General features: G+C 58.2%; 19 protein-coding genes. 13 read left to right on the top strand and 6 right to left on the bottom strand.

The window, feature by feature from the left end; genetic code table 11:
- The first annotated feature begins 99 nt into the window (after positions 1–99).
- The 5 genes from EE949_RS03745 to EE949_RS03725 all read left to right on the top strand — a co-directional run bounded on the left by EE949_RS03745 (position 100) and on the right by EE949_RS03725 (position 6,732).
- A complete protein-coding gene (locus EE949_RS03745; RefSeq protein WP_122662999.1) occupies positions 100–621 on the top strand; it encodes a (2Fe-2S)-binding protein in 522 nt (173 codons plus the stop codon).
- Complete coding sequence (locus EE949_RS03740) at positions 618–1,607, top strand: FAD binding domain-containing protein (protein ID WP_122662997.1); 990 nt, start codon at positions 618–620, stop codon at positions 1,605–1,607. The genes EE949_RS03745 and EE949_RS03740 overlap by 4 nt, the downstream gene beginning before the upstream one ends.
- The gene (locus EE949_RS03735) at positions 1,604–3,802 is read left to right on the top strand and encodes a xanthine dehydrogenase family protein molybdopterin-binding subunit (RefSeq protein ID WP_122662994.1); all 2,199 of its coding nucleotides are present in this window, start codon (positions 1,604–1,606) and stop codon (positions 3,800–3,802) included. Before EE949_RS03740 ends, EE949_RS03735 begins: the two co-directional genes overlap by 4 nt.
- A 949-nt stretch (positions 3,803–4,751) precedes the next feature.
- Positions 4,752–5,693 carry a choline ABC transporter substrate-binding protein gene (locus tag EE949_RS03730; RefSeq protein WP_122662992.1) on the top strand — a complete coding sequence of 314 codons (942 nt, stop codon included), beginning with the start codon at positions 4,752–4,754 and terminating at the stop codon, positions 5,691–5,693.
- 106 nt (positions 5,694–5,799) lie between these two features.
- A complete protein-coding gene (locus tag EE949_RS03725; RefSeq protein WP_122662990.1) occupies positions 5,800–6,732 on the top strand; it encodes an alpha/beta hydrolase in 933 nt (310 codons plus the stop codon).
- Between the two features lie 71 nt (positions 6,733–6,803).
- On the opposite strand, the gene EE949_RS03720 is transcribed toward EE949_RS03725, so the two are convergent.
- The gene (locus tag EE949_RS03720; protein WP_122662988.1) at positions 6,804–8,063 is read right to left on the bottom strand and encodes an MFS transporter; all 1,260 of its coding nucleotides are present in this window, start codon (positions 8,061–8,063) and stop codon (positions 6,804–6,806) included.
- A 452-nt stretch (positions 8,064–8,515) separates the two neighbouring features.
- Here EE949_RS03720 and EE949_RS03715 point away from each other — a divergent pair, with 452 nt between their 5' ends.
- The 3 genes from EE949_RS03715 to EE949_RS03705 are packed head-to-tail and all read left to right on the top strand — an operon-like array spanning position 8,516 to position 11,192.
- The gene (locus tag EE949_RS03715; RefSeq protein ID WP_122662986.1) at positions 8,516–9,955 is read left to right on the top strand and encodes a cytochrome ubiquinol oxidase subunit I; all 1,440 of its coding nucleotides are present in this window, start codon (positions 8,516–8,518) and stop codon (positions 9,953–9,955) included.
- 3 nt (positions 9,956–9,958) lie between these two features.
- A complete protein-coding gene (cydB, locus tag EE949_RS03710; protein ID WP_122662984.1) occupies positions 9,959–10,966 on the top strand; it encodes a cytochrome d ubiquinol oxidase subunit II in 1,008 nt (335 codons plus the stop codon).
- Between the two features lie 55 nt (positions 10,967–11,021).
- Complete coding sequence (locus EE949_RS03705; protein ID WP_087272625.1) at positions 11,022–11,192, top strand: DUF2474 domain-containing protein; 171 nt, start codon at positions 11,022–11,024, stop codon at positions 11,190–11,192.
- A gap of 181 nt (positions 11,193–11,373) precedes the next feature.
- On the opposite strand, the gene EE949_RS03700 is transcribed toward EE949_RS03705, so the two are convergent.
- Both EE949_RS03700 and EE949_RS03695 read right to left on the bottom strand, forming a co-directional pair.
- Positions 11,374–12,498 carry a methyltransferase gene (locus EE949_RS03700; RefSeq protein ID WP_122662982.1) on the bottom strand — a complete coding sequence of 375 codons (1,125 nt, stop codon included), beginning with the start codon at positions 12,496–12,498 and terminating at the stop codon, positions 11,374–11,376.
- A gap of 118 nt (positions 12,499–12,616) precedes the next feature.
- Entirely contained in the window at positions 12,617–12,850 is a 234-nt protein-coding gene (locus EE949_RS03695; protein ID WP_122662980.1) for a LuxR C-terminal-related transcriptional regulator, read from the bottom strand.
- A 344-nt stretch (positions 12,851–13,194) separates the two neighbouring features.
- Between EE949_RS03695 and EE949_RS03690 the strand changes: the two genes are divergently transcribed.
- Positions 13,195–13,971: a ferredoxin--NADP reductase gene (locus tag EE949_RS03690; protein ID WP_122662978.1), complete on the top strand. Its 777-nt coding sequence runs from the start codon at positions 13,195–13,197 to the stop codon at positions 13,969–13,971.
- Between the two features lie 136 nt (positions 13,972–14,107).
- Here EE949_RS03690 and mscL read toward each other — a convergent pair whose 3' ends face one another.
- A complete protein-coding gene (gene mscL, locus EE949_RS03685; RefSeq protein WP_087272638.1) occupies positions 14,108–14,554 on the bottom strand; it encodes a large-conductance mechanosensitive channel protein MscL in 447 nt (148 codons plus the stop codon).
- A gap of 195 nt (positions 14,555–14,749) precedes the next feature.
- Between mscL and radA the strand changes: the two genes are divergently transcribed.
- Positions 14,750–16,117: a DNA repair protein RadA gene (radA, locus tag EE949_RS03680; protein WP_122662976.1), complete on the top strand. Its 1,368-nt coding sequence runs from the start codon at positions 14,750–14,752 to the stop codon at positions 16,115–16,117.
- Between the two features lie 219 nt (positions 16,118–16,336).
- On the opposite strand, the gene EE949_RS03675 is transcribed toward radA, so the two are convergent.
- Complete coding sequence (locus EE949_RS03675; RefSeq protein WP_122662974.1) at positions 16,337–16,705, bottom strand: PilZ domain-containing protein; 369 nt, start codon at positions 16,703–16,705, stop codon at positions 16,337–16,339.
- A 283-nt stretch (positions 16,706–16,988) separates the two neighbouring features.
- On the opposite strand from EE949_RS03675, the gene EE949_RS03670 reads away from it, so the two are divergent.
- The 3 genes from EE949_RS03670 to yjiA all read left to right on the top strand — a co-directional run bounded on the left by EE949_RS03670 (position 16,989) and on the right by yjiA (position 20,414).
- Positions 16,989–19,064 (top strand): carbon starvation CstA family protein, encoded by a 2,076-nt coding sequence (locus EE949_RS03670; RefSeq protein WP_122662972.1) that lies wholly within the window; start codon positions 16,989–16,991, stop codon positions 19,062–19,064.
- A gap of 19 nt (positions 19,065–19,083) precedes the next feature.
- Positions 19,084–19,281 carry a YbdD/YjiX family protein gene (locus tag EE949_RS03665; RefSeq protein WP_032627364.1) on the top strand — a complete coding sequence of 66 codons (198 nt, stop codon included), beginning with the start codon at positions 19,084–19,086 and terminating at the stop codon, positions 19,279–19,281.
- A 155-nt stretch (positions 19,282–19,436) separates the two neighbouring features.
- Entirely contained in the window at positions 19,437–20,414 is a 978-nt protein-coding gene (yjiA, locus tag EE949_RS03660; protein WP_122662970.1) for a GTPase, read from the top strand.
- 212 nt (positions 20,415–20,626) lie between these two features.
- Here yjiA and glyA read toward each other — a convergent pair whose 3' ends face one another.
- On the bottom strand, positions 20,627–21,880 hold the full coding sequence (glyA, locus tag EE949_RS03655) for a serine hydroxymethyltransferase (protein WP_122662968.1): 1,254 nt from the start codon (positions 21,878–21,880) through the stop codon (positions 20,627–20,629).
- Positions 21,881–22,095 lie beyond the last annotated feature (215 nt).

The raw sequence follows: 22,095 nt of genomic DNA, 5'->3' as shown, positions 1-22,095 counted from the left end.
ACACTCATCAACAAACCCTGAACGATTGCCAAACCTTGCGAGTCGTACCCCTTAAGACGCAGAAAACTGCGCTGTACGAGTACCTACCGTGAGGTTCCCATGAGTTCACCGACCCCCCAGGATTTCGCTGGCCACGCGATAAGCCTGACTCTCAACGGTCAGCCGCGACAGCTCAACGTCCAGCCTTGGACCACCTTGCTGGACCTGCTCCGAGACCAACTTGATCTGATCGGCACCAAGAAAGGCTGCGACCATGGTCAGTGCGGCGCGTGCACCGTGTTGCGCGACGGCAAGCGCATCAACGCCTGCCTGACGCTGGCGATCATGTGCGATGGCGCCGAGTTGACCACCATCGAAGGCCTTGCCGACGGCGACCAGTTGCACCCGATGCAGCAAGCTTTCATCAAACATGACGCCTTCCAGTGCGGCTACTGCACGCCGGGGCAAATCTGCTCCGCTGTAGGCCTGGCCAACGAGGGCAAGGCTCAAAGCCCCGCAGAGATCCAGGAACTGATGAGCGGCAATCTGTGTCGTTGCGGCGCATACAGCAACATTCTCGCGGCCGTGGAAGAAGCGTTGCCGCAGATGGCCAGCTTCGACAAAGCGGGGGGCAGCCGATGAATCCCTTTACTTACAGCCGGCCGACCAGTGTCAATGAAGCCGTTAACCTGAGCGGCGCAGCGACCCGGTTTATCGCGGGCGGCACGAATCTGCTCGACCTGATGAAAGAAAATATCGATCGTCCCGAGCATTTGATCGACATCACCCGGTTGCCACTGAATACCATCAGCGAAACGGCCGACGGTGGTCTGATGATTGGTGCTTTGGTGAGCAACGCCGATCTGGCCTGGCATCCACTGATCGAAGAGCGCTATTCATTGCTGTCCCAGGCGGTACTGGCCGGTGCGTCGCCGCAGTTGCGCAACATGGCGAGCACGGGCGGCAATCTGCTTCAGCGTACTCGCTGCTATTACTTCTACGACTCTACTGTGCCCTGCAACAAGCGTGAGCCCGGCAGTGGATGCCCGGCGCGGGAAGGCCTGAACCGGATTCACGCGATCCTCGGTGCCAGCGATGAATGCGTCGCCACTCATCCTTCGGATATGTGTGTGGCCCTGGCAGCGCTGGAAGCCGTGGTCCACGTTCAGGGCCGAGCCGGTCAGCGCACCATTGAATTTGCTGATTTCCACCGCCTGCCTGGCGATGCGCCGCAGCGTGATAACCAGTTGGCCGACGATGAACTGATTACTGCCGTTGAGTTGCCAGCGCCTGGCTTTGCAGGGCAGGGCAAGTATCTGAAAATCCGCGATCGGGCTTCCTACGCCTTTGCGTTGATATCAGTCGCTGCGTCACTTGAACTTCATGGCGACGTCATTCGCAATGTTCGCCTGGCACTGGGCGGCGTGGCTCACAAACCATGGCGCGATAAGGTCGTCGAGCAAATGCTGATCGGCAAGCCCGTCTCCCGCGAGAACTTCGCCGCCGCCGCAGACGCTCTGCTGGCTGACGCTGAACCACTGGAGCACAACGCCTTTAAAGTCAGGCTGGCACGTCGGGCGATCATTCGCGCCCTCAGCGATGCTGCCGTAGGAGGAGACGCCCGATGAACACGCCTGTTTCGCCACTGGGCAAAGCGCTGGACCGGGTTGATGGCAAGCTCAAAGTCACAGGCCAGGCGCGTTATGCCGGCGAGTACCCGGAAACCGGCCTGCTGCACGGCAGTGTCGTTTCCAGCACCATCGCCCGTGGCCGTGTGACGCACATCGACATTACCGAGGCCTTGCGGGTGCCCGGCGTATTGATGGTCCTTGATCACAAGAACCGTCCCAAGCTGGCCAGTTACGACGAGGATTACGAAGACGCGGACTCCGCTGACGGTTCTCCATTCCGTCCGCTGTATAACGACCGCGTGATGTACAGCGGTCAGCCGTTGGCGCTGGTCGTTGCCGAGACCCTTGAGCTGGCGCGTTATGCCGGCTCGCTGGTGCGGATCGAGTATCTGGTCGAGGCGCATGAAACCGATCTGTTGGTCGTGCAGGAGGATGCCTTCGCTGCGCCCGCCGAGTTACCCAAGCCTCGCGGTAACTTTAAGGCTGAGTTTGCCAATGCCGCTTCGACTGTCGATGTGCACTACAGCACGCCGGTTGAACATCACAACCCCATGGAACCCCATGCCTCGACGGTTTTTTACAAGGACGATGGCAGCCTGCAGGTTCACGACAAGACTCAAGGCCCGCAAAACTGCCAGGACTATCTGCACAAGGTCTTCGGTATCGCTAAAGACAAGATCCAGGTGCTGGCGGCCTTTGTCGGTGGCGCTTTCGGCTCGGGCCTGCGTCCGCAGTATCAACTGCCGCTGGCGGTGATGGCGGCGCTGGAACTGAAGCGTTCGGTGCGCGTAACCCTGACTCGGCAACAGATGTTCACCTTTGGCTATCGTCCGCGCACGTTGCAGCACCTGCGTCTGGGCGCTACAGGTGACGGTCGGTTGCTGGCAGTCGGGCACGAGGCAATCGGCCAGACGTCTCGCTTTGAAGACTTCAGCGAACACGTCGTGGAGTGGAGCGGCATGCTCTATAAGTGCGACAACGTTGAGCTCACTTACAAGCTGGCGCCGCTGGACGTATACACCCCGCTGGACATGCGCGCCCCGGGCGCTGCGCTGGGCCTGATAGGCCTGGAATGTGCCATGGACGAACTGGCAATTGCGTTGGCGATGGACCCGGTACAGCTGCGTTTGGCCAACTATGCCGAGCGTAATGGCAATGAAGACAAGCCGTACTCCAGCAAACAGTTGCGTGCCTGCTACGCCCAAGGTGCAGATCGTTTTGGCTGGGGGCATCGTAACCCTGAGCCACGCAGCATGCGCGAAGGTCGACAGCTCATAGGTTGGGGTATGGCGGGTGGTGTCTGGGAAGCCATGCAGATGAAAGCCAGCGCTAAGGCGCACATCGACGCGCAGGGCAAACTGACGGTCAGTAGCGCGACCACCGATATTGGCACCGGCACTTATACGGTCATGACTCAGATTGCGGCAGAGGCAGCGGGTGTGTCGGTGGAAGATACGACCTTCCTGCTTGGCGATTCGTCATTGCCGACGGCACCCCTGCAAGGTGGCTCATTTACTGTGTCTTCTGTGGGTACTGCTGTGCAGCAGGCCAGCAAGGCGTTGCGCGAGAAATTGTTCGTGGCGGCGGGGCAGATTGATGCGAAGTTTCATGCCGCCAGCGTCGAGCAGATGACCATCGCGGATGGGTGCGTTTCGTTGGGCGATCATCAGTTGGCATTGAGTGAAGTGTTGAGCAGTTGGCCTGAAGGTCTGCAGGTTCAGGTCGATGCCGAGCCGGATGCGAAGCGAGAGGCGTATGCCACGGCAACTCATTCGGCAGTATTTGTCGAAGTGCTGGTCGATGAAGACTTGGGCACGATTCGTGTCAGCCGGGTGGTCAGCGCCGTCGCGGCAGGCCGGGTGGTCAACCCGAAAATGGCCCGCAGCCAGATCCTCGGCGGCGTGGTCTGGGGGCTGGGCATGGCCTTGCAGGAAGAGACGCAGAGCGATCACACGCTGGGGCGCTTCATGAATCACAGTCTGGCCGAGTATCACATTCCGGTGAACGCCGATATCGGCGACATCGATGTGATTTTCGTCGAAGAAAACGACGATGTCGTGAATGCACTGGGCTCCAAGGGCGTGGGTGAAATTGGCATCGTGGGTGTCGCAGCCGCCGTGGCCAACGCGGTTTACCACGCTACGGGCAAGCGGGTTCGGGACTTCCCGATTACGCTGGATAAGGTGTTGTAGCCTTTTTGATGCACCGCTTGCAGGCTCGTTAAGCCTGGACTTGTGGGAGCGAGGCTTGCCCGCGATAAGTTCGGCGCGGTTTCAGTTGTACCGCGTTATCGTTTATCGCGAGCAAGCTCGGCTCCCACAGGTTCAGTGCGATCCTGGAAATTGACGATATATCGGGGATCAACCGACGGGCGGGCCAATATGGAATCTCCCCACATCGGATTCATGGTGGGAGCGAATTCATTCGCGAAAGCGGTGGGTCAGTTGATGGAAATGTCGATCTAAACATCGTCTTCGCGGATGAATCCGCTCCCACGGGGTTTGTGTTTCTTCAGTGAGGCCGGGTAGTACTTCAACACAAAGTCTCCACAGGTTAGGTTTCTGGTCAAAACCGGCGCTTGCGGGCCAACATGGAATTTTCCCCATCGCGTTCAGGGTGGGAGCGAATTCATTCGCGAAAGCGGTGGGTCAGTTGATGGAAATGTCGATCTGAACATCATCTTCGCGGATGAATCCGCTCCCACGGGGTTGTGTTTCTTCAGTGAGGCCGGGTAGTACTTCAACACAAAGTCTCCACAGGTTAGGTTTCTGGTCGAAACCGGCGCTTGCGGGCCAACATGGAATTTTCCCCATCGCGTTCAGGGTGGGAGCGAATTCATTCGCGAAAGCGGTGGGTCAGTTGATGGGAATGTCGATCTAAACATCGTCTTCGCGGATGAATCCGCTCCCACGGGGTTTGTGGTTCTTCATTGAGGCCGGGTAGTACTTCAACACAAAGTCTCCACAGGTTAGGTTTCTGGTCAAAACCGGCGGATGTCGCCAGAGTGCAAGCACAGGTCGCGCTGGTGCGTTTTGTGCTGCGTACTGCTGGGTAAGTTGTTGTCGCGTGCCGCATTCGCATGGCCGCAGTTGTTCGAAAAATCAAAAAATCAAAAACAACCTGCCGACCGAGGAAGCGCGCATGAACCGATTTATCCGTCACATCAGTTGCGGCGTACTGATGCTGAGCAGTACTGCTTTGCTGGCGGCCGAGCCCGCCAAGTGTCAAAACGTGCGTATGGGCGTGGTCAACTGGACTGACGTTGTGGCAACCAGCGCCGTCGCTGAAGTGTTGCTCAAGAACATGGGGTATGACGTCAAGCAGACCAGTGCGGCCCAGCAGATCATTTTCGGCGGTTTGCGCGATGATCGACTCGACATATTCCTTGGTTACTGGAAGCCCGCGATGGACAAAAACATCGCGCCGTTTGTGGCTGCCAACCAGGTCAAAGTGCTTGATAGGCCGAGCATGAGCGATGCTCAGGCTACCCTGGCAGTGCCGGATTATGTCGCTGCGGGTGGCCTGAAGACATTTGGTGATATCGCAAAATTCAAAGACAAGCTCGGCGGCAAGATCTACGGCATTGAGCCAGGGACCGGTGCCAACGCCAATATCAAGGGCATGATCGACAAGAATCAATTCGGCTTGGGCGGGTTCCAGCTAGTGGAGTCCGGTGAGGCCGGAATGCTCGCGGCGGTGGCGCGGGCGGTCAAACGCGGCGAGTGGGTGGTGTTTGTCGGCTGGACCCCGCATCCGATGAATATCAACATGAAGCTGGCGTATCTGACCGGGAGCGAAGATGTATTCGGGCCGGGAGAGGGCGCGGCCACAGTGTCTACCGTCACGGCACCGGACTACGCGCAACGCTGCCCGAACGTCAGCAAGTTGCTGAGCAATCTGACTTTCACCGCGGCCCAGGAAAGTCAGATGATGGTGCCAATCATGGACCGCAAAGCCCCGGACGAAGTTGCCCGACAGTGGCTCAAGGACAACCCGCAAGACCTGAAAAGATGGCTGGCAGGGGTCACTACGTTTGATGGCAAGGATGCTGAGCCGGTAGTGATGGCGGCGATCAGCAAGTAACAGGCTTAACGGTTTTGTTGTGGGGGCTTGCCCGCGATAGGGCTGCAGGTGCGTGTATATCCTTATCGCGAGCAAGCTCTGCTCCCACAGGGTGAAGGCCAGTCTTATGAACGATCGCTATCCGTTGTCGCCAGAGCTCAGAGCCTTTGTTGATAAAACGTTGAGCCTGGCCTCTACAGCATCCGACTACACCGGCCATCGGGCCGCGTATAACCGGATGTCCCAGGCATTCGATGCGCCTCGCCCGGCAGGGCTTGAGGTAACGGACTTCGAGCTGTCTGACGTGCCGGTTCGTCTTTATCGCCCTGCACATCTGCCCGCGGAAACAGCCGCCCCCTGTGTGATCTACCTGCACGGCGGCGGCTGGATAGTGGGCAGCCTCGATTCCCATGACTTCATCACGGCAGCATTGGCGGTTGATGTGGGGTGCGTAGTGATTGCAGTGGATTACCGGTTGGCACCTGAACATCCCTTCCCCGCGCCGTTTGAGGATTGTGTGGCGGTATGGCATGCGGTTCAGGCGCAGGCTGACTGGTTAGGCATTGATGCTTCCCGCGTCGCTGTCGCGGGTGACAGTGCGGGAGGCAATCTTGCTGCGGCCTTGTGTCTGGCATTGCGTGACGGAAGTTATCCACAGCCCAAAGGTCAGGCACTGATTTATCCGGCACTGGGTGGCGAGGAGGATTTGCCATCACGTAGCGAATGCGCTGACGCACCCTTGTTGAGTAGTGCCGAAATGGACGATTGCTGGGCTCTGTACCTGAGCCGGCCTGAAGATTTTCAGTCGGCGTATGCCATGCCTTTGCTTGCCGATGATTTCAGCGGGCTTGCCCCGGCATTTATCGGCGTTGCGCAGTTTGATCCCTTGCGTGACGACGGCGTGGCTTATGACGAGCGTCTTCGTGAAGCGGGAGTCTCGACTGTTTTTGATGCCGGGGACGGGCTGGTGCACGGCTACTTGCGCGCCAAGGGGCAGGCGTTTGAAGCGGATCGATCTTACGACCGACTGGTCAACGCCTTGCGCAGGATGCTCTTGTAGGCGCTGCCGAAGGTTGCGAATCGCGGTGGTTCAGATAAACCGTTTCGCAGCCTTCGGCAGCTCCTACAGATTCATCGCGTGGGTACGCTGTTTTGCTCTTCCGCCTCGGCCACCACATCGCGCATGCGGTCGCGGTTGGCCAGGGTCGGGAACAGCTTTATCCAGATGCCGGTGACCGTGAGGGTGCCGACGCCGCCCATGACCACCGCCGGGACCACGCCGAACCAGTGGGCGGTGAGGCCTGATTCAAACTCGCCGAGCTGATTCGAGGCGCCGATGAACAGGCCGTTGACCGCGCTGACCCGGCCACGCATTTCATCCGGGGTTTCCAGTTGGACGAAGGACGCGCGGATCACCATGCTGATCATGTCCGCTGCGCCAAGCACCACCAACACCGCCATGGAAAACCAGAACGAGGTCGACAGGCCGAAGGCGATGGTCGCCACCCCGAACACGCCGACAGCGGTAAACATCACGCGCCCTACATGGCGTTCGACATTGAAGTGCGCGAGCCACAATGACATCGCCAGCGCACCGACCGCCGGTGCCGAGCGCAGCATGCCCAGACCCCATGGCCCGGTTAGCAGGATGTCTTTGGCAAAGACCGGTAACAGCGCTGTCGCGCCGCCCAGAAGCACGGCGAACAGGTCCAGCGAGATTGCACCCAGTACGTCCGGGCGGCTGCGGATGAAGCGAATCCCGGCCAGCAGCGAATCCAGCGTCGCCTTGTTCTTGTTCAGCGGCGTCTGTCGGGCGGGCAGGCTGAGCATCAGCGAACAGGCAATCACGTAAAGCAGTACCGTCGGTCCATACACCCAACTGCTGCCAAAGGCATAAAGGAAACCGCCCAGTGCAGGCGCGACGATGGTTGCCGATTGCTGCGCGGACTGCGCCGCAGCTACAGCCCGAGGGAACAGTGCAGGCGGCACGATACTCGGTAGCAAGGCTTGAGTCGTGGGCATCTCGAACGAGCGCGAAGCCCCCAGCGCGAAGGCCAGGATGAAGATCATTTCCCGTGTGACGCTGTCGGTGCTGCTGCCAATGAACAGCGCCAGCGCAATACAGGCCTGCGCGGTCTGGCAGATAGCGGCCACTTTGCGTCGGTCGTAGCGATCCGCCACATGCCCGGTGTGCAGCATGAACAGCACACGAGGCGCGAATTCCACCAGGCCTACGAGACCCAGGTCCAGCACGTTGCCGGTCAACTGGTAAAGATTCCAGCCAATGGCCACCGTCAGCATTTGAAAACCGCTGGCGGTAAAGATGCGGGCGAACCAGAAAGCGACGAACGGACGATGGTGGCGCAGTAACACAGGGGCTTGAGTCGACATGAGCAACAACAGCCAGGCAGGGGAGAACCGCCAGATTATCAGTTTGTAACAGTTAGTTGCATGAAAAGCCTGACAGATTGGATCCCAAAGTTCGGATTTTTTCAGCGCTTATGTGAAGGGAGATTGTGCTTGCAGATGATGTGACGGCCCGGTGGCACCTTGATTTAGAGCAGTGAGACAACTCGCCACGCGGCAAAAGACCACACGTCCGAAACGCTCAAATGGGACTACTCTTTGACAGTCAGTTGATCTGCGTCAATGCCCGCAAGGCAAAAGAAACGGCAGGCGACTCGACGTACTCAAGGTTGCAACATGGGCTGAATGAAAACAGGGCTTAGCCCTTTTCGTCCATCGCCCAGAACGTTTTCAACCTGCCGCGCTCCTTACCAGTGGGGGGCAGTGGCTGCTGACCCCAGGGTCGCCGGCCGTATCACCTGATAGAGGAAGACCTAATGTTCGGTTTGGATGCAATTGAGCTCGCCCGAATTCAGTTCGCGTTTACCATTTCGTTCCACATCCTGTTTCCTGCCATCACCATTGGTCTGGCAAGTTACCTGGCCGTGCTCGAAGGCCTGTGGCTCAAGACCCACAACAACGTTTATCGCGACCTTTACCATTTCTGGTCGAAGATCTTTGCCGTCAACTTCGGCATGGGCGTGGTTTCCGGTCTGGTCATGGCGTATCAGTTCGGTACGAACTGGAGCCGCTTCTCCGACTTTGCCGGGGCGGTCACCGGGCCGCTGCTGACGTACGAAGTGCTCACGGCGTTCTTCCTCGAAGCCGGTTTCCTGGGCGTGATGCTATTCGGGTGGAACCGCGTCGGCCGCAACCTGCACTTTTTCTCCACGGTCATGGTCGCCATCGGCACCCTGATCTCGACCTTCTGGATTCTGTCTTCCAACAGCTGGATGCAGACTCCGCAGGGTTACGAAATCATCGACGGTCGGGTCATCCCTACCGACTGGTTCGCAGTGGTGTTCAACCCGTCGTTCCCTTACCGTCTTGCGCACATGTCCATCGCTGCATTCGTGGCGACCGCATTCTTCGTCGGTTCGTCCGCAGCGTGGCACTTGCTCCGCGGTCGCGACACGCCGCAGATCCGCAAGATGCTGTCGATGGCCATGTGGATGGCGTTGCTGGTCGCGCCACTGCAGGCAGTGGTCGGTGACTTCCATGGTCTGAATACTCTCAAGCATCAACCGGCAAAAATCGCTGCCATTGAAGGTCACTGGGAGAACGTTGGCGACGAGCCAACGCCGCTGATCCTGTTCGGCTGGCCGGACATGAAAGAAGAGCGCACCAAGTACGCGGTGGAAATCCCGTACCTGGGCAGCCTGATCCTGACGCACAGCCTGGACAAACAAGTTCCGGCGCTGAAAGAGTTCAAGCCTGAAGACCGTCCCAATTCGACTGTCGTGTTCTGGTCGTTCCGGGTCATGGTGGGCCTTGGATTCCTGATGATCTTCACCGGTCTGTGGAGCCTGTGGCTGCGCAAGCGCGGCACGCTGTATCAATCCCGCGCGTTCCTTTACCTGGCCTTGTGGATGGGGCCATCGGGCCTTATAGCGATCCTGGCAGGCTGGTTCACCACTGAAATCGGCCGTCAGCCCTGGGTCGTCTATGGCCTGATGCGCACCTCCGATGCGTCGTCCGGGCACAGCGTTGCGCAGATGAGCATCACCTTGGTGTTGTTCGTCGTGGTCTATTTCGTGCTGTTCGGCGCAGGCCTTGGCTACATGATGCGTCTGGTACGCAAAGGGCCGAAGGTTCACGAAGACCATCAGCCAACCGGTGGCCCAGGTCAGCAACGCACTCCGGCTCGTCCGCTCTCCGCTGCCGAAGAAGGCAACGAAGACTCGCTTAACCACGACAGCCTGAATAAGGGGAATTGAGTCATGGGTATTGATCTTCCACTTATCTGGGCAATCATCATCATCTTCGGCGTGATGATGTACGTGGTCATGGACGGCTTCGACCTCGGGATCGGGATTCTCTTCCCGTTCATGAAGGACAAGACCGACCGTGACGTGATGATGAACACCGTCGCTCCGGTCTGGGACGGCAACGAGACCTGGCTGGTACTGGGGGGCGCCGGTTTGTTCGGTGCTTTCCCGCTGGCTTACTCGGTGGTGTTGTCGGCGCTTTACCTGCCGTTGATCCTGATGCTGATCGGCCTGATCTTCCGCGGCGTGGCGTTTGAGTTCCGCTTCAAGGCCACTGATGAGAAACGTCACCTGTGGGACAAGGCCTTTATCGGCGGCTCACTGGCAGCGACGTTCTTTCAGGGGGTTGCACTGGGCGCGTTCATCGACGGGATTCCGGTTGTCGATCGTCAGTTTGCCGGTGGCGGCCTGGATTGGCTCACCCCGTTTTCCATGTTCTGCGGCCTTGCATTGATCGTGGCTTATGCGCTACTGGGTTGCACCTGGTTGATCATGAAGACCGAAGGTGCACTGCAAAAAGCCATGCATGATCTGGCTCGTCCATTGGCAATCGCGGTGCTGGTCGTGATGGGTGTGGTAAGCCTGTGGACGCCGTTGGCTCACCCCGACATCGCTAACCGCTGGTTTACGCTGCCGAACCTGTTCTGGTTCCTGCCCGTGCCGATTCTGGTGCTGGTAACCATGTACGGCTTGTTCAAAGCTGTGGCCCGCAACGCTAACTACACGCCGTTCCTGTTGACCCTGCTGCTGATTTTCCTTGGCTACAGCGGTCTGGGCATCAGCTTGTGGCCAAACATCATCCCGCCATCGATCTCGATTTGGGAGGCGTCGTCGCCACCGCAGAGTCAGGGCTTCATGCTGGTGGGCACGCTGTTCATCATCCCGTTCATCCTGGGTTACACCTTCTGGAGCTACTACGTGTTCCGCGGCAAGGTTACCCACGAAGACGGCTACCACTAGCAGATATCTGCCCCGACGCCCCGCGTTGGGGCTATCAGTAGAGGAGAGACTGGCGATGTCAGGCAAAGAATCTTTTCATGATGAGCAAGACCCGGCGTTGAAAAAACCGTTGTGGCAGCGTCTGGCATGGTTGGCTGGCATCTGGGCTGCGAGCGTGTTCGCGCTGTTCATCGTCGCCAGCGTATTGCGGCTGTTCATGAACGCTGCGGGTTTGACGACCCACTGATTTCGAATCCCATCCTGCGTCCCATCGACGCGGTTTTATAACCCTCCTTTGGAGGGTTTTTTTTCCATCCCGATATTGATCCTGTAGGAGCTGCCGAAAGCTGCGAACTGCGGTTTATCAGGCAAAACGCGTTCGCAGCCTTCGGCAGCTCCTACAGAGGTATGGTTTGGGCCCGGGGTTATTACTTGCGCGCTTTAAGAATCACAAACTTTGGCGTTGCAGCGACTTGCTCTACGCCACGAAACAGCCGTGCCAGTTTGGTGTGGTAGCCCAGATGACGATTGCCCACCACATACAACGCGCCACCGGGAACCAGTGCGGCACGAGACTGCTGGAACATGCGCCACGCCAGGAAGTCACCCACCACCTGCTGTTGGTGGAAGGGCGGGTTGCATAACACTACGTCCAGAGAGTCGGGTTCCTGACCTGCCAGGCCGTCATCGGTGCGCAGGATGACTTCACGGTCGCCCAGTGCAGTGCGCCAGTTCTGCTCTGCCGACTGCACCGCCATGTATGACTCATCAACCAGTGTGTACTGCGCTTGAGGGTTGGCCAGAGCGCTGGCAATCGCCAATACGCCATTACCACAACCGAGGTCCGCAACCCGGGCGTTGCCCAGATTCCTTGGCAGATAAGGCAGAAATGCACGGGTGCCGATGTCCAGACCCTCACGGCAGAACACGTTGGCGTGGTTCACCAGTTCGATCGCAGGTTCATCCAGCGTGTAGCGGGTCGGGTAGGGCGAAGAGGCAAGCTCTTTGGGTTGTGGAGTCGCGAACAGCAGCCTGGCTTTTTTCACTGCCAGGGAAGCACTGACCGGGCCGACGTACTCTTCCAGGAGCTCACCGGCCGAGCGAGGCAGGTGCTTGACCATCGCGGCTGCCACGACCCGGGCGCCGGGAGCCAATTGGCCTTGCAGGCGAATCAGTTGCTCTTCGAGCAAGGCGAGGGTTTTTGGTACACGAATCAGCACCCAGTCGAAAGGGCCAATGGCGGCGTTGCTGGCGGGCACCAGGGTTACCGCATCGTAGGCCATGCCATTGCGCACCAGGTTTTTCTGCAAACCATGAGCCGCCAGATAAGAGTCGGTGCTGCTGGTGACCGTCGCATGCTGAGCAAGGCTGACTGCCAGCGCGCCGAAACTGTCGTTAAGCACCAGCACCTTGCTTTGCAGCGTCAGGCCATGCTCCGCCACGTAATTGAGCAGATATTCATCAGCAGCGTCGAACGCTTGTAGCGGTTCATCTTGCTGTTCCGGTTGGCGGATAAGATCAAGCTGGGCGAATGGAGTATCAAGCAACGGCATGGGCGGGGAAACTCTGGTCAATCGACGATTGGTCACCTAAGCCCAGGACAGCGGGCTGGCTGAGGAGGGGGATTTTACGTGCTTTTTGTCGCTTGGCACGTGTCGGTGAGCGGTTGCTTCAAAACATTCCTCTGAGCGCCGCCTGTACCACTGCCGCTGTCTTGTTGCAGGCCCCCATTTTTACAATCGCGTTGGCCATATGAAAATGCACGGTACGCTCCTTCAGACTCAGAATGATGGCGATGTCGCCTGCTGTTTTTCCTTCGGCCGTCCATTTCAGTATTTCGACTTCCCTCGCAGTCAGCGGCTTGACGCCGTACCTGTGCAGGGCCTCAAGAGACGTGCTACCCATTTTGTAGCCTCCGTGCTGTGTCAGTTATTTCCCGTTTGCCTCACTTCTCTAGTGTAGGAAGAATCCCGTACCGCAACTTTGCCTTGCTGCTATCACGGACAGGTGGAGTACTGGCGTTTTATCCCGCAGATCACAGGTCACAACGCCAAGCCGTTGCAGCGGCGGGCTTTGCCCGGTTCGTCCGGCCCGCGTTTGAATGCACCGCTATAGACCCAAGAATGAAACAGTCTAAACGGCGACCAGAGCAACGAATCAGGGATGTCACTACAAACCGGCGGTGTTTATCCACTGCACTTTGCGGGACACTGGGCGCATCCGTTTACATGCAGGAGTCAGGTTCGACCATGACCGCCAGTGAAGAAAAGTACACCCGCCAGACGCTGCTAAACGTCACGCCGTTGACCCCAAGCCTGTTCACGTTGCGAACGACCCGCGATCCGGGCTTTCGCTTTCGGGCCGGGCAGTTTGCGCGTCTGGGGGTCACCAAGCCGGACGGCAGTATCGTTTGGCGTGCCTATTCAATGGCCTCTTCACCTCATGACGAATTTCTGGAGTTCTTCTCCATTGTGGTGCCGGGTGGCGAGTTTACGAGCGAGTTGAGCCGGCTGCGTGAAGGCGACACGCTACTCGTCGAAAAACTGGCGACGGGTTACCTGACTGTGGACAGGTTTATGGACGGGCGGGACCTGTGGCTGTTATCCACGGGCACTGGAGTCGCGCCGTTTCTGTCGATCCTGCAGGATTTCGAGGTGTGGGAGAAATTCGAGCGGATTGTTCTGGTGTACAGCACCCGTGAGGAGAAAGAGCTGGCGTACCAGGAGTTGATTGCGGGGCTGACAGAGCGCGATTATCTGGCCGAATATGCCGACAAGCTGATCTACCTGCCTGTGGTCACACGCGAGCAGATCCCTGGCGCACTGAATGGCCGGATCACGCAGTTGATCGAGAACGGCGAGCTGGAACAGGCAGCAGGCCTGCCGCTGAATCCTGAGCAGTCTCGCGTGATGATCTGCGGTAACCCACAGATGATCGAAGACACCCGTGCGCTGCTCAAGGCCCGCAACATGAACCTGAACCTGACGCGTCGGCCGGGACAGGTGGTTGTCGAGAACTATTGGTAAGAGGATGAAGGCTTGGTGCTGTTTCTTGTGGGAGCGGTGCTTGCCCGCGATAAAGTCCCGGTGATTTGACTGTCAAATCGCGGCGTCCTTATCGCGGGCAAGCACCGCTCCCACAAAAGCGAGCCAACCTCTCCGGTTAAACCGGATGCTTCGGATCAACGGTGATCGGCGCCGATGGCTGATGCTGTTCTTTGAGCAGATCACGAATCTCGCCCAGCAGCAGTTCCTGCTTGGTCGGAGTCGGTGGCAGGGTTGGCGCTTTGGCTTCTTCGCGTTTGAGGCGATTGATCGCTTTTACGCCCATGAAGATGGCGAAGGCGACGATGATGAAGTCGATCACGGTCTGGATGAACTTGCCGTAGGCCAGCACTACCGCAGGGGCCGCCCCTTCTGCAGGTCTGAGAATAACGGCGAGGTCACTGAAGTCCACACCGCCGATCAGCAGCCCCAGAGGCGGCATGATGACATCGCCGACGAACGACGAAACGATCTTGCCGAATGCCGCACCAATGATGATACCGACGGCCATATCGACCACGTTACCTTTGACGGCAAAGGCTTTGAACTCGCTTAGTACGCTCATGGGTCATTCCTTGTAACTGATGAGATTGTCCAGTGCAGTGTAAGTCAGCTGCACGCGTTGCGCTGGGCACCCTGCAATCGACCGGGCTTTTCTGACGAAGTTTTATGAAATTCCTTAAAAACCTGATGTAGCAGGCTTACCGACGTACAGGTAGCAGCTGCGTTATGATTGCCAACTTTTACCGACGGGGTTGTCATGGCCAAGGCCAAACGCTTGTATGGCTGCACAGAGTGCGGTGCGACCTTTCCCAAGTGGGCCGGGCAGTGCAGCGAATGCGGCGCCTGGAACACACTGGTTGAAACCGTGCTGGAAAGCGGCAGCGCAGCGCCTCCGAGCGGGCGTTCCGGCTGGACCGGGCAGCAAACGCAGATCCGTACGCTGGCTGAGGTCAGCATCGAGGAAATACCGCGCTTCTCCACCAACTCTGCCGAGCTGGACCGCGTGCTTGGCGGCGGGCTGGTCGATGGTTCGGTGGTGCTGATCGGTGGCGATCCGGGGATCGGCAAGTCGACCATCCTCCTGCAGACCCTGTGCAACATTGCCGAACGCATGCCCGCGCTGTACGTCACCGGGGAAGAATCCCAGCAGCAAGTGGCGATGCGCGCCCGTCGTCTGGGGTTGCCTCAGGACAAGCTTCAGGTGATGACCGAAACCTGTATCGAAAACATCATTGCCACCGCCAAGGTTGAAAAGCCCAAGGTCATGGTGATCGATTCGATTCAGACGATTTTTACCGAGCAATTACAGTCCGCGCCGGGCGGTGTTTCGCAAGTTCGCGAAAGCGCGGCTTTGCTGGTGCGTTACGCGAAGCAAAGCGGTACGGCGATTTTCCTGGTCGGCCATGTCACCAAAGAGGGCGCTCTGGCGGGGCCGCGAGTGCTTGAGCACATGGTGGATACGGTTCTCTACTTCGAGGGCGAGTCTGACGGGCGTCTGCGGTTGCTGCGTGCAGTGAAAAATCGCTTTGGTGCGGTCAATGAGCTGGGTGTGTTCGGCATGACCGACAAAGGCCTGAAAGAAGTCTCTAATCCGTCGGCGATTTTCCTGACACGCGCCCAGGAAGAAGTCCCGGGCAGTGTGGTGATGGCAACCTGGGAAGGCACGCGGCCTATGCTGGTGGAGGTTCAGGCGTTGGTGGATGACAGCCATATGTCCAATCCGCGGCGGGTGACGCTGGGCCTGGATCAGAACCGTCTGGCAATGTTACTGGCGGTCCTGCATCGTCACGGCGGTATTCCGACTCACGATCAGGATGTTTTCCTTAACGTGGTGGGGGGCGTCAAAGTACTGGAAACAGCGTCGGACCTGGCGTTGATGGCCGCAGTGATGTCCAGCCTGCGTAACCGTCCGTTGCCCCACGACTTGCTGGTGTTTGGTGAAGTGGGGCTGTCGGGTGAAGTGCGTCCGGTTCCGAGTGGCCAGGAGCGCCTCAAAGAAGCGGCCAAACATGGCTTCAAGCGGGCGATCGTGCCCAAAGGCAATGCGCCAAAAGAAGCCCCGCCGGGGTTGCAGATTATTGCGGTGACGCGCTTGGAACAGGCGCTGGATGCGTTGTTTGAGTAACGTTCGAGAGGCCCTGTAGGCGCGCGCTCATCAAACAATATGCAATCTACTGGATTGAAATGCATTTTCTGTAGGAGCTGCCGAAGGCTGCGAAGCATTTCTCCCGATACACCGCGATCGCAGCCTTCGGCAGCTCCTACAGGTCCTATGTTTGCCGCTAGACAGCGCGGTGCCAGGGACAGCGGGCGATCTCCTACAGCTAAAAAACCATGCAGGTCCTTACACCTCAATCAGCGCTGCCAACTCCCGCTCAAGCTCATCATGATCGGCCAGGTTCAGTTCGATCAGGCGTCGCAAGTGGCTTATTGAGTCGAGCGTGATGTGCTCACAGACAAATCCCAACTGCCCGTTATCATCATGGGTCAGTCTGACGTCCATTTGCACATGCACTTCATTGCTCAACTTGATGTCAGCGTGGAATGGCTCATGAGTATCGGCCTGCCACGGTTGTGGGCGCTCGATCAGCATGCCTTTCAGAGACAGGTCGACCAGTTGAACCTGCCAGTTGCGGTCCCCCTGGCTTAGCGTGGTTTTGGCATCGAAGGCGATGCGTTTGAAGCGGCGGCGGTCATCGTGGGAGTCGGTCATCGAATCACTTCTCTTGGAATCGACTGACATGCTGTCAGCGGTTCAACGCCAGGCAAGGCGTCGCCTGTAACGACGATAGTCCTGATCCTGCTTTCCGGATAGCTTTCAGGCCCGGATTTACACTTCGTCTGCCTTTCGAACCGCGTCTGGTGATCAGGTTCAATGGCCGTTTTTAAGTGAAACGTTTCTTTTACGCTCTAGACCTTGGTTGGGGTGGCCTTTCGCTGCGACAGAGCTAAACTCGCGTAGCTGGTCTTTCAGTCATCTGCTGGAATATAAAAAAATGAAAAATAATAATAGCCTCATGCGCCATGTGCCCTGGCTAATCGTTGCAATTATCGGAGCATGTGCTCTGGGGGTCGTGGCCTTGCGCCGCGGAGAAGCAATCAACGCCTTGTGGATCGTGGTCGCTGCAGTCGCCATCTACCTGGTAGCCTATCGTTATTACAGCCTGTTCATTGCCCGGCATGTCATGCAGCTCGACCCGCTGCGAGCGACTCCAGCAGTGGTCAACAATGATGGTCTGGACTACGTGCCGACCAACAAACACATTCTTTTCGGTCACCACTTCGCCGCGATTGCTGGCGCCGGACCATTGGTCGGGCCGGTACTGGCTGCGCAGATGGGCTACCTGCCCGGCACCCTCTGGCTGATCGCCGGTGTGGTTCTGGCGGGCGCGGTGCAGGATTTCATGATCCTGTTCCTGTCCACACGCCGTAACGGCCGCTCCCTGGGCGACATGGTGCGTGAAGAAATGGGCCGTATCCCAGGCACCATCGCGCTGTTCGGTTGCTTCCTGATCATGATCATCATCCTTGCGGTGCTGGCGCTGATCGTGGTCAAAGCGCTGGCTGAAAGCCCGTGGGGCATGTTCACGGTCATGGCGACGATCCCGACCGCGATGTTCATGGGCATCTACATGCGCTACATCCGGCCAGGCCGCATCGGGGAAATCTCGGTGATTGGTGTGGTCCTGCTGTTGCTGTCGATCTGGGCGGGCGGCCATGTTGCTGCCAGCCCTGAATGGGCACCGCTGTTCACCTTCACTGGCGTGCAGATCACCTGGATGCTGGTGGGTTACGGCTTCGTCGCTGCCATGCTACCGGTCTGGTTGCTGCTGGCGCCACGCGACTACCTGTCGACTTTCCTGAAAATCGGCACCATCGTCGCACTGGCGATCGGTATTCTGGTTCTTGCGCCTGAGCTGAAAATGCCTGCGCTGACCCAGTTCACCGACGGTACTGGCCCGGTCTGGAAGGGCACACTGTTCCCGTTCCTGTTCATCACCATCGCATGTGGTGCGGTGTCCGGTTTCCACGCGCTGATCTCTTCCGGGACCACGCCGAAGCTGCTGGATAACGAAACCAACGCCCGTTACATCGGTTACGGCGGCATGCTCATGGAGTCCTTCGTGGCGATCATGGCCATGGTTGCTGCTTCGGTGATCGAGCCAGGCATCTACTTCGCCATGAACAGTCCGGCTGCGGTCGTTGGCAGTGATGTGGTCACGGTTGCCGCGACGATTACTAACTGGGGCTTTGCCATCACCCCGGAACAACTGACAGCAGTTGCTAAAGATATCGGCGAGAACACCGTACTGGCACGTGCCGGTGGTGCGCCGACGCTGGCGGTGGGTATCGCGCAGATCCTGCACCAGGCCTTGCCAGGTGCGAGCACCATGGCGTTCTGGTACCACTTCGCAATCCTGTTTGAAGCACTGTTTATTCTGACCGCGGTCGATGCCGGTACACGTGCCGGTCGCTTCATGCTGCAAGACCTGTTGGGCAGCTTCGTACCGGCCCTGAAACGCACCGAGTCCTGGACTGCCAACGCCATCGGTACCGGTGGTTGCGTGGCGCTTTGGGGTTACTTGCTGTATCAAGGCGTGATCGATCCACTGGGTGGTATCAACACCCTGTGGCCTCTGTTCGGTATCTCTAACCAGATGCTGGCAGGTATCGCGCTGATGCTGGCAACCGTTGTGCTGATCAAAATGAAGCGCCAACGTTACATCTGGGTCACCATGCTGCCAGCTACCTGGCTGCTGATCTGCACCGTAACGGCTGGCTTCATCAAGCTGTTCGATAGCAACCCTGCGGTAGGTTTCCTGGCGCTGGCCAAGAAGTACAGCACCGCGGCTGATGCGGGTCAGATTCTGGCTCCGGCCAAGACCATGGATCAGATGCAGCACGTGATCTTCAACGCTTACACCAACGCGACGCTGACGATTCTGTTCCTGTTCGTGGTGTTCAGCATCCTGTTCTACGCGCTGAAAGTCGGCGTCGCGGCATGGGGCAACAAAGAGCGTACGGATAAAGAAGCGCCATTCCAGGCACTGACGACTCCGACCAACGTTTGAGAAACGAGAGGATCTGCCTATGTTCAACGACCTGAGTCGCCTCGGGAAATACCTCGGTCAGGCCGCGCGCTTGATGGTGGGGATGCCTGACTACGACAATTACGTCGCGCATATGCAGGTCAAACACCCTGACAAGCCGGTGATGGATTATGAGGCGTTCTTCCGGGAACGCCAGGAAGCCCGTTACGGCGGCAAGGGTGGGCCCAAGTGCTGTTGATCGGTTGATTAACAGTCCGCAGTAGAAGTTAACTTGTGGGAGCGGTGCTTGCCCGCGATACAGTCGAACCGGTATCTGAGACCGAGTTGAATGTATCGCGGGCAAGCACCGCTCCCACAGTTGTTTTGTGTTGTTTGATCAGTAAAGGAGCACCCATGACCACCCCGCAACCCATTCCCGTCACTGTCCTTAGCGGCTTTCTCGGCGCGGGCAAGACCACGTTGCTGCGTCATTTGCTCAAGACCGAGCACGGCCTGAAAATCGCCGTGATCGAAAACGAATTCAGTGATGCCGGGATCGACACCCAATTGCTGGGCGACGAGCCGGTGCAAGTCATGACCCTGTCCAATGGCTGTGTGTGTTGCACCATCCACACCGATCTGACCAAAGCCCTGTTCCTGCTGCTTGAGCGTTTGGACAGCGGTGAAATCGCCTTCGACCGTCTGGTGATCGAGTGCACCGGGCTTGCTGACCCTGCGCCGGTTGCGCAGACGTTTTTCATCGACGAAGAACTGCGCGAGCGCTATATCCTCGATGGGATCATCACGTTGGTAGATGCGGCCAATGCCGAGACACATCTGGCGCAGACCATCGCTCAGGCGCAGATCGGTTTTGCTGACCGGCTACTGGTGAGTAAGCGTGATCTGGTCGACGACGCGGCTTTCGATGCCCTCAGCGCCCGATTGACCCGCATTAACCGCCGCGCTCCGATCCGGGTGGTCGAGCATGGCCAGATTGATCTGGCTGAATTGCTGGATGTGCGAGGTTTCAACCTGAACGCAGACTTGGGCGCAGGCCTGACCCTGCGACCACTGGCCCCGGCGGGCAATTCCATTGACCGTATCTCCAGCCTCGTCCTGCGTACGGACGCACCGCTGGATATCGACAAACTCAGCGAGTTCATGAACGAACTGCTCGAAGAGTATGGCAAACAACTGCTGCGTTACAAAGGCGTGCTGAACATCGCTGGCGAGCCGCGGCGGATGGTGTTTCAGGGCGTGCTGAAGCTCTATGGCTTCGACTGGGATACCGAATGGGAGGAGGGCGAAAAGCGCGAAAGCGTGATCGTGTTTATTGCCGATGAGTTGCCGGAAGAGAAAATCCGGGCGGGGTTTGCCAGAGTCGCGAGCTGAACGGCCTTCTATCGAACAAAATACGATTTATTGAATTGAAATGCATTTTCTGTAGGAGCTGCCGAAGGCTGCGAAGCATTTCTCCTGATACACCGCGATCGCAGCCTTCGGCAGCTCCTACAGGTCCGATGTTTGCCTATATTTCCTGAACCCACAAAAAGCCCCGGCTCTTACGAACCGGGGCTTCATGTTACTGCTGCAAACAGGGCTGATTAAGCGCTGTATACCGGCAGTTTGGCGCAGATAGCTTTTACTTTTTCACGTACTGCGTCGATCACGGCTTCGTTGTTCAGGTCAGCCAGGATGTCGCAGATCCAGGTGGCCAGTTCTTTGCACTCTGCTTCTTTGAAGCCGCGAGTGGTGACTGCCGGTGTGCCGAAGCGCAGGCCGGAAGTGACGAACGGGGAGCGTGGGTCGTTAGGTACGGAGTTCTTGTTGACGGTGATGAAGGCGCGGCCCAGAGCGGCATCTGCGTCTTTACCGGAGATGTCCTGCTTGATCAGCGAGAGCAGGAACAGGTGGTTTTCAGTACCGCCGGAAACCACGTCGAAACCGCGCTCGATGAACACGCTGGCCATGGCCTTGGCGTTTTTCACGACTTGTTGCTGGTAAGCCTTGAACTCAGGCTGCAGCGCTTCCTTGAAGCACACGGCCTTGGCGGCGATTACGTGCTCCAGTGGGCCGCCTTGGGCGCCCGGGAAAACAGCAGAGTTCAGCTTCTTCTCGATGTCGGCGTTGGCGCGAGCCAGGATCAGGCCGCCACGTGGACCGCGCAGGGTCTTGTGCGTGGTGGTGGTCACGACGTCAGCGAAAGGCACCGGGTTCGGGTAAACGCCAGCGGCTACCAGACCGGCTACGTGGGCCATGTCGACGAACAGGTAAGCGCCAACTTTGTCGGCGATGGCGCGGAAGCGCGGGAAGTCGAGGATCTGCGAGTAGGCAGAGAAACCGGCCACGATCATTTTTGGCTTGTGCTCAACAGCCAGACGCTCGACTTCGTCGTAGTCGATCATGCCGTTGGCGTCGATGCCGTATTGAACGGCGTTGTACAGCTTGCCCGAAGAGCTGACGCTGGCGCCGTGGGTCAGGTGACCACCGTGGGCCAGGCTCATGCCCAGAATGGTGTCGCCGCCTTGCAGCAGAGCCAGATAAACGGCGCTGTTGGCTTGCGAACCAGCGTGTGGCTGAACGTTGGCGTAATCTGCGCCGAACAGTTCTTTGGCGCGGTCGATAGCCAGTTGCTCAACCACGTCGACGTATTCGCAGCCGCCGTAGTAACGCTTGCCTGGGTAGCCTTCAGCGTACTTGTTGGTCAGGACCGAACCCTGAGCTTCCATCACCGCTGGGCTGGTGTAGTTTTCCGAAGCGATCAGCTCGATGTGCTCTTCCTGGCGCTGGGCTTCTTGCTCCATCGCGGCGAAGAGATCGGAGTCGTACTTGGCGAGAGTCAAATCACGGCTGAACATGGCGGTCCTCAAGGATCGGGGCAGAAAAGGGGGGCATTCTACCCCATTGGCTTTTATCTGGCATATGAAAGGCAGTCATGTGCTGGACAAGTGGTTTTCACGTGGACTGTTCGGTCGCAGGCAACCCCCTGTGGGAGCGTTCAGTCAAAGCTTTGATATGGCTCCAGAGGCCTTGAGCGCCAACATGGAATTTTCCACGGGGTTTACCAAGCGCG

It is taken from the genome of Pseudomonas viridiflava (assembly GCF_900602065.1).
Lineage (GTDB): Bacteria > Pseudomonadota > Gammaproteobacteria > Pseudomonadales > Pseudomonadaceae > Aquipseudomonas.
Note: the sequence above shows the minus strand (reverse complement) of the source record. Positions and strands in the feature narration are given on the sequence as shown.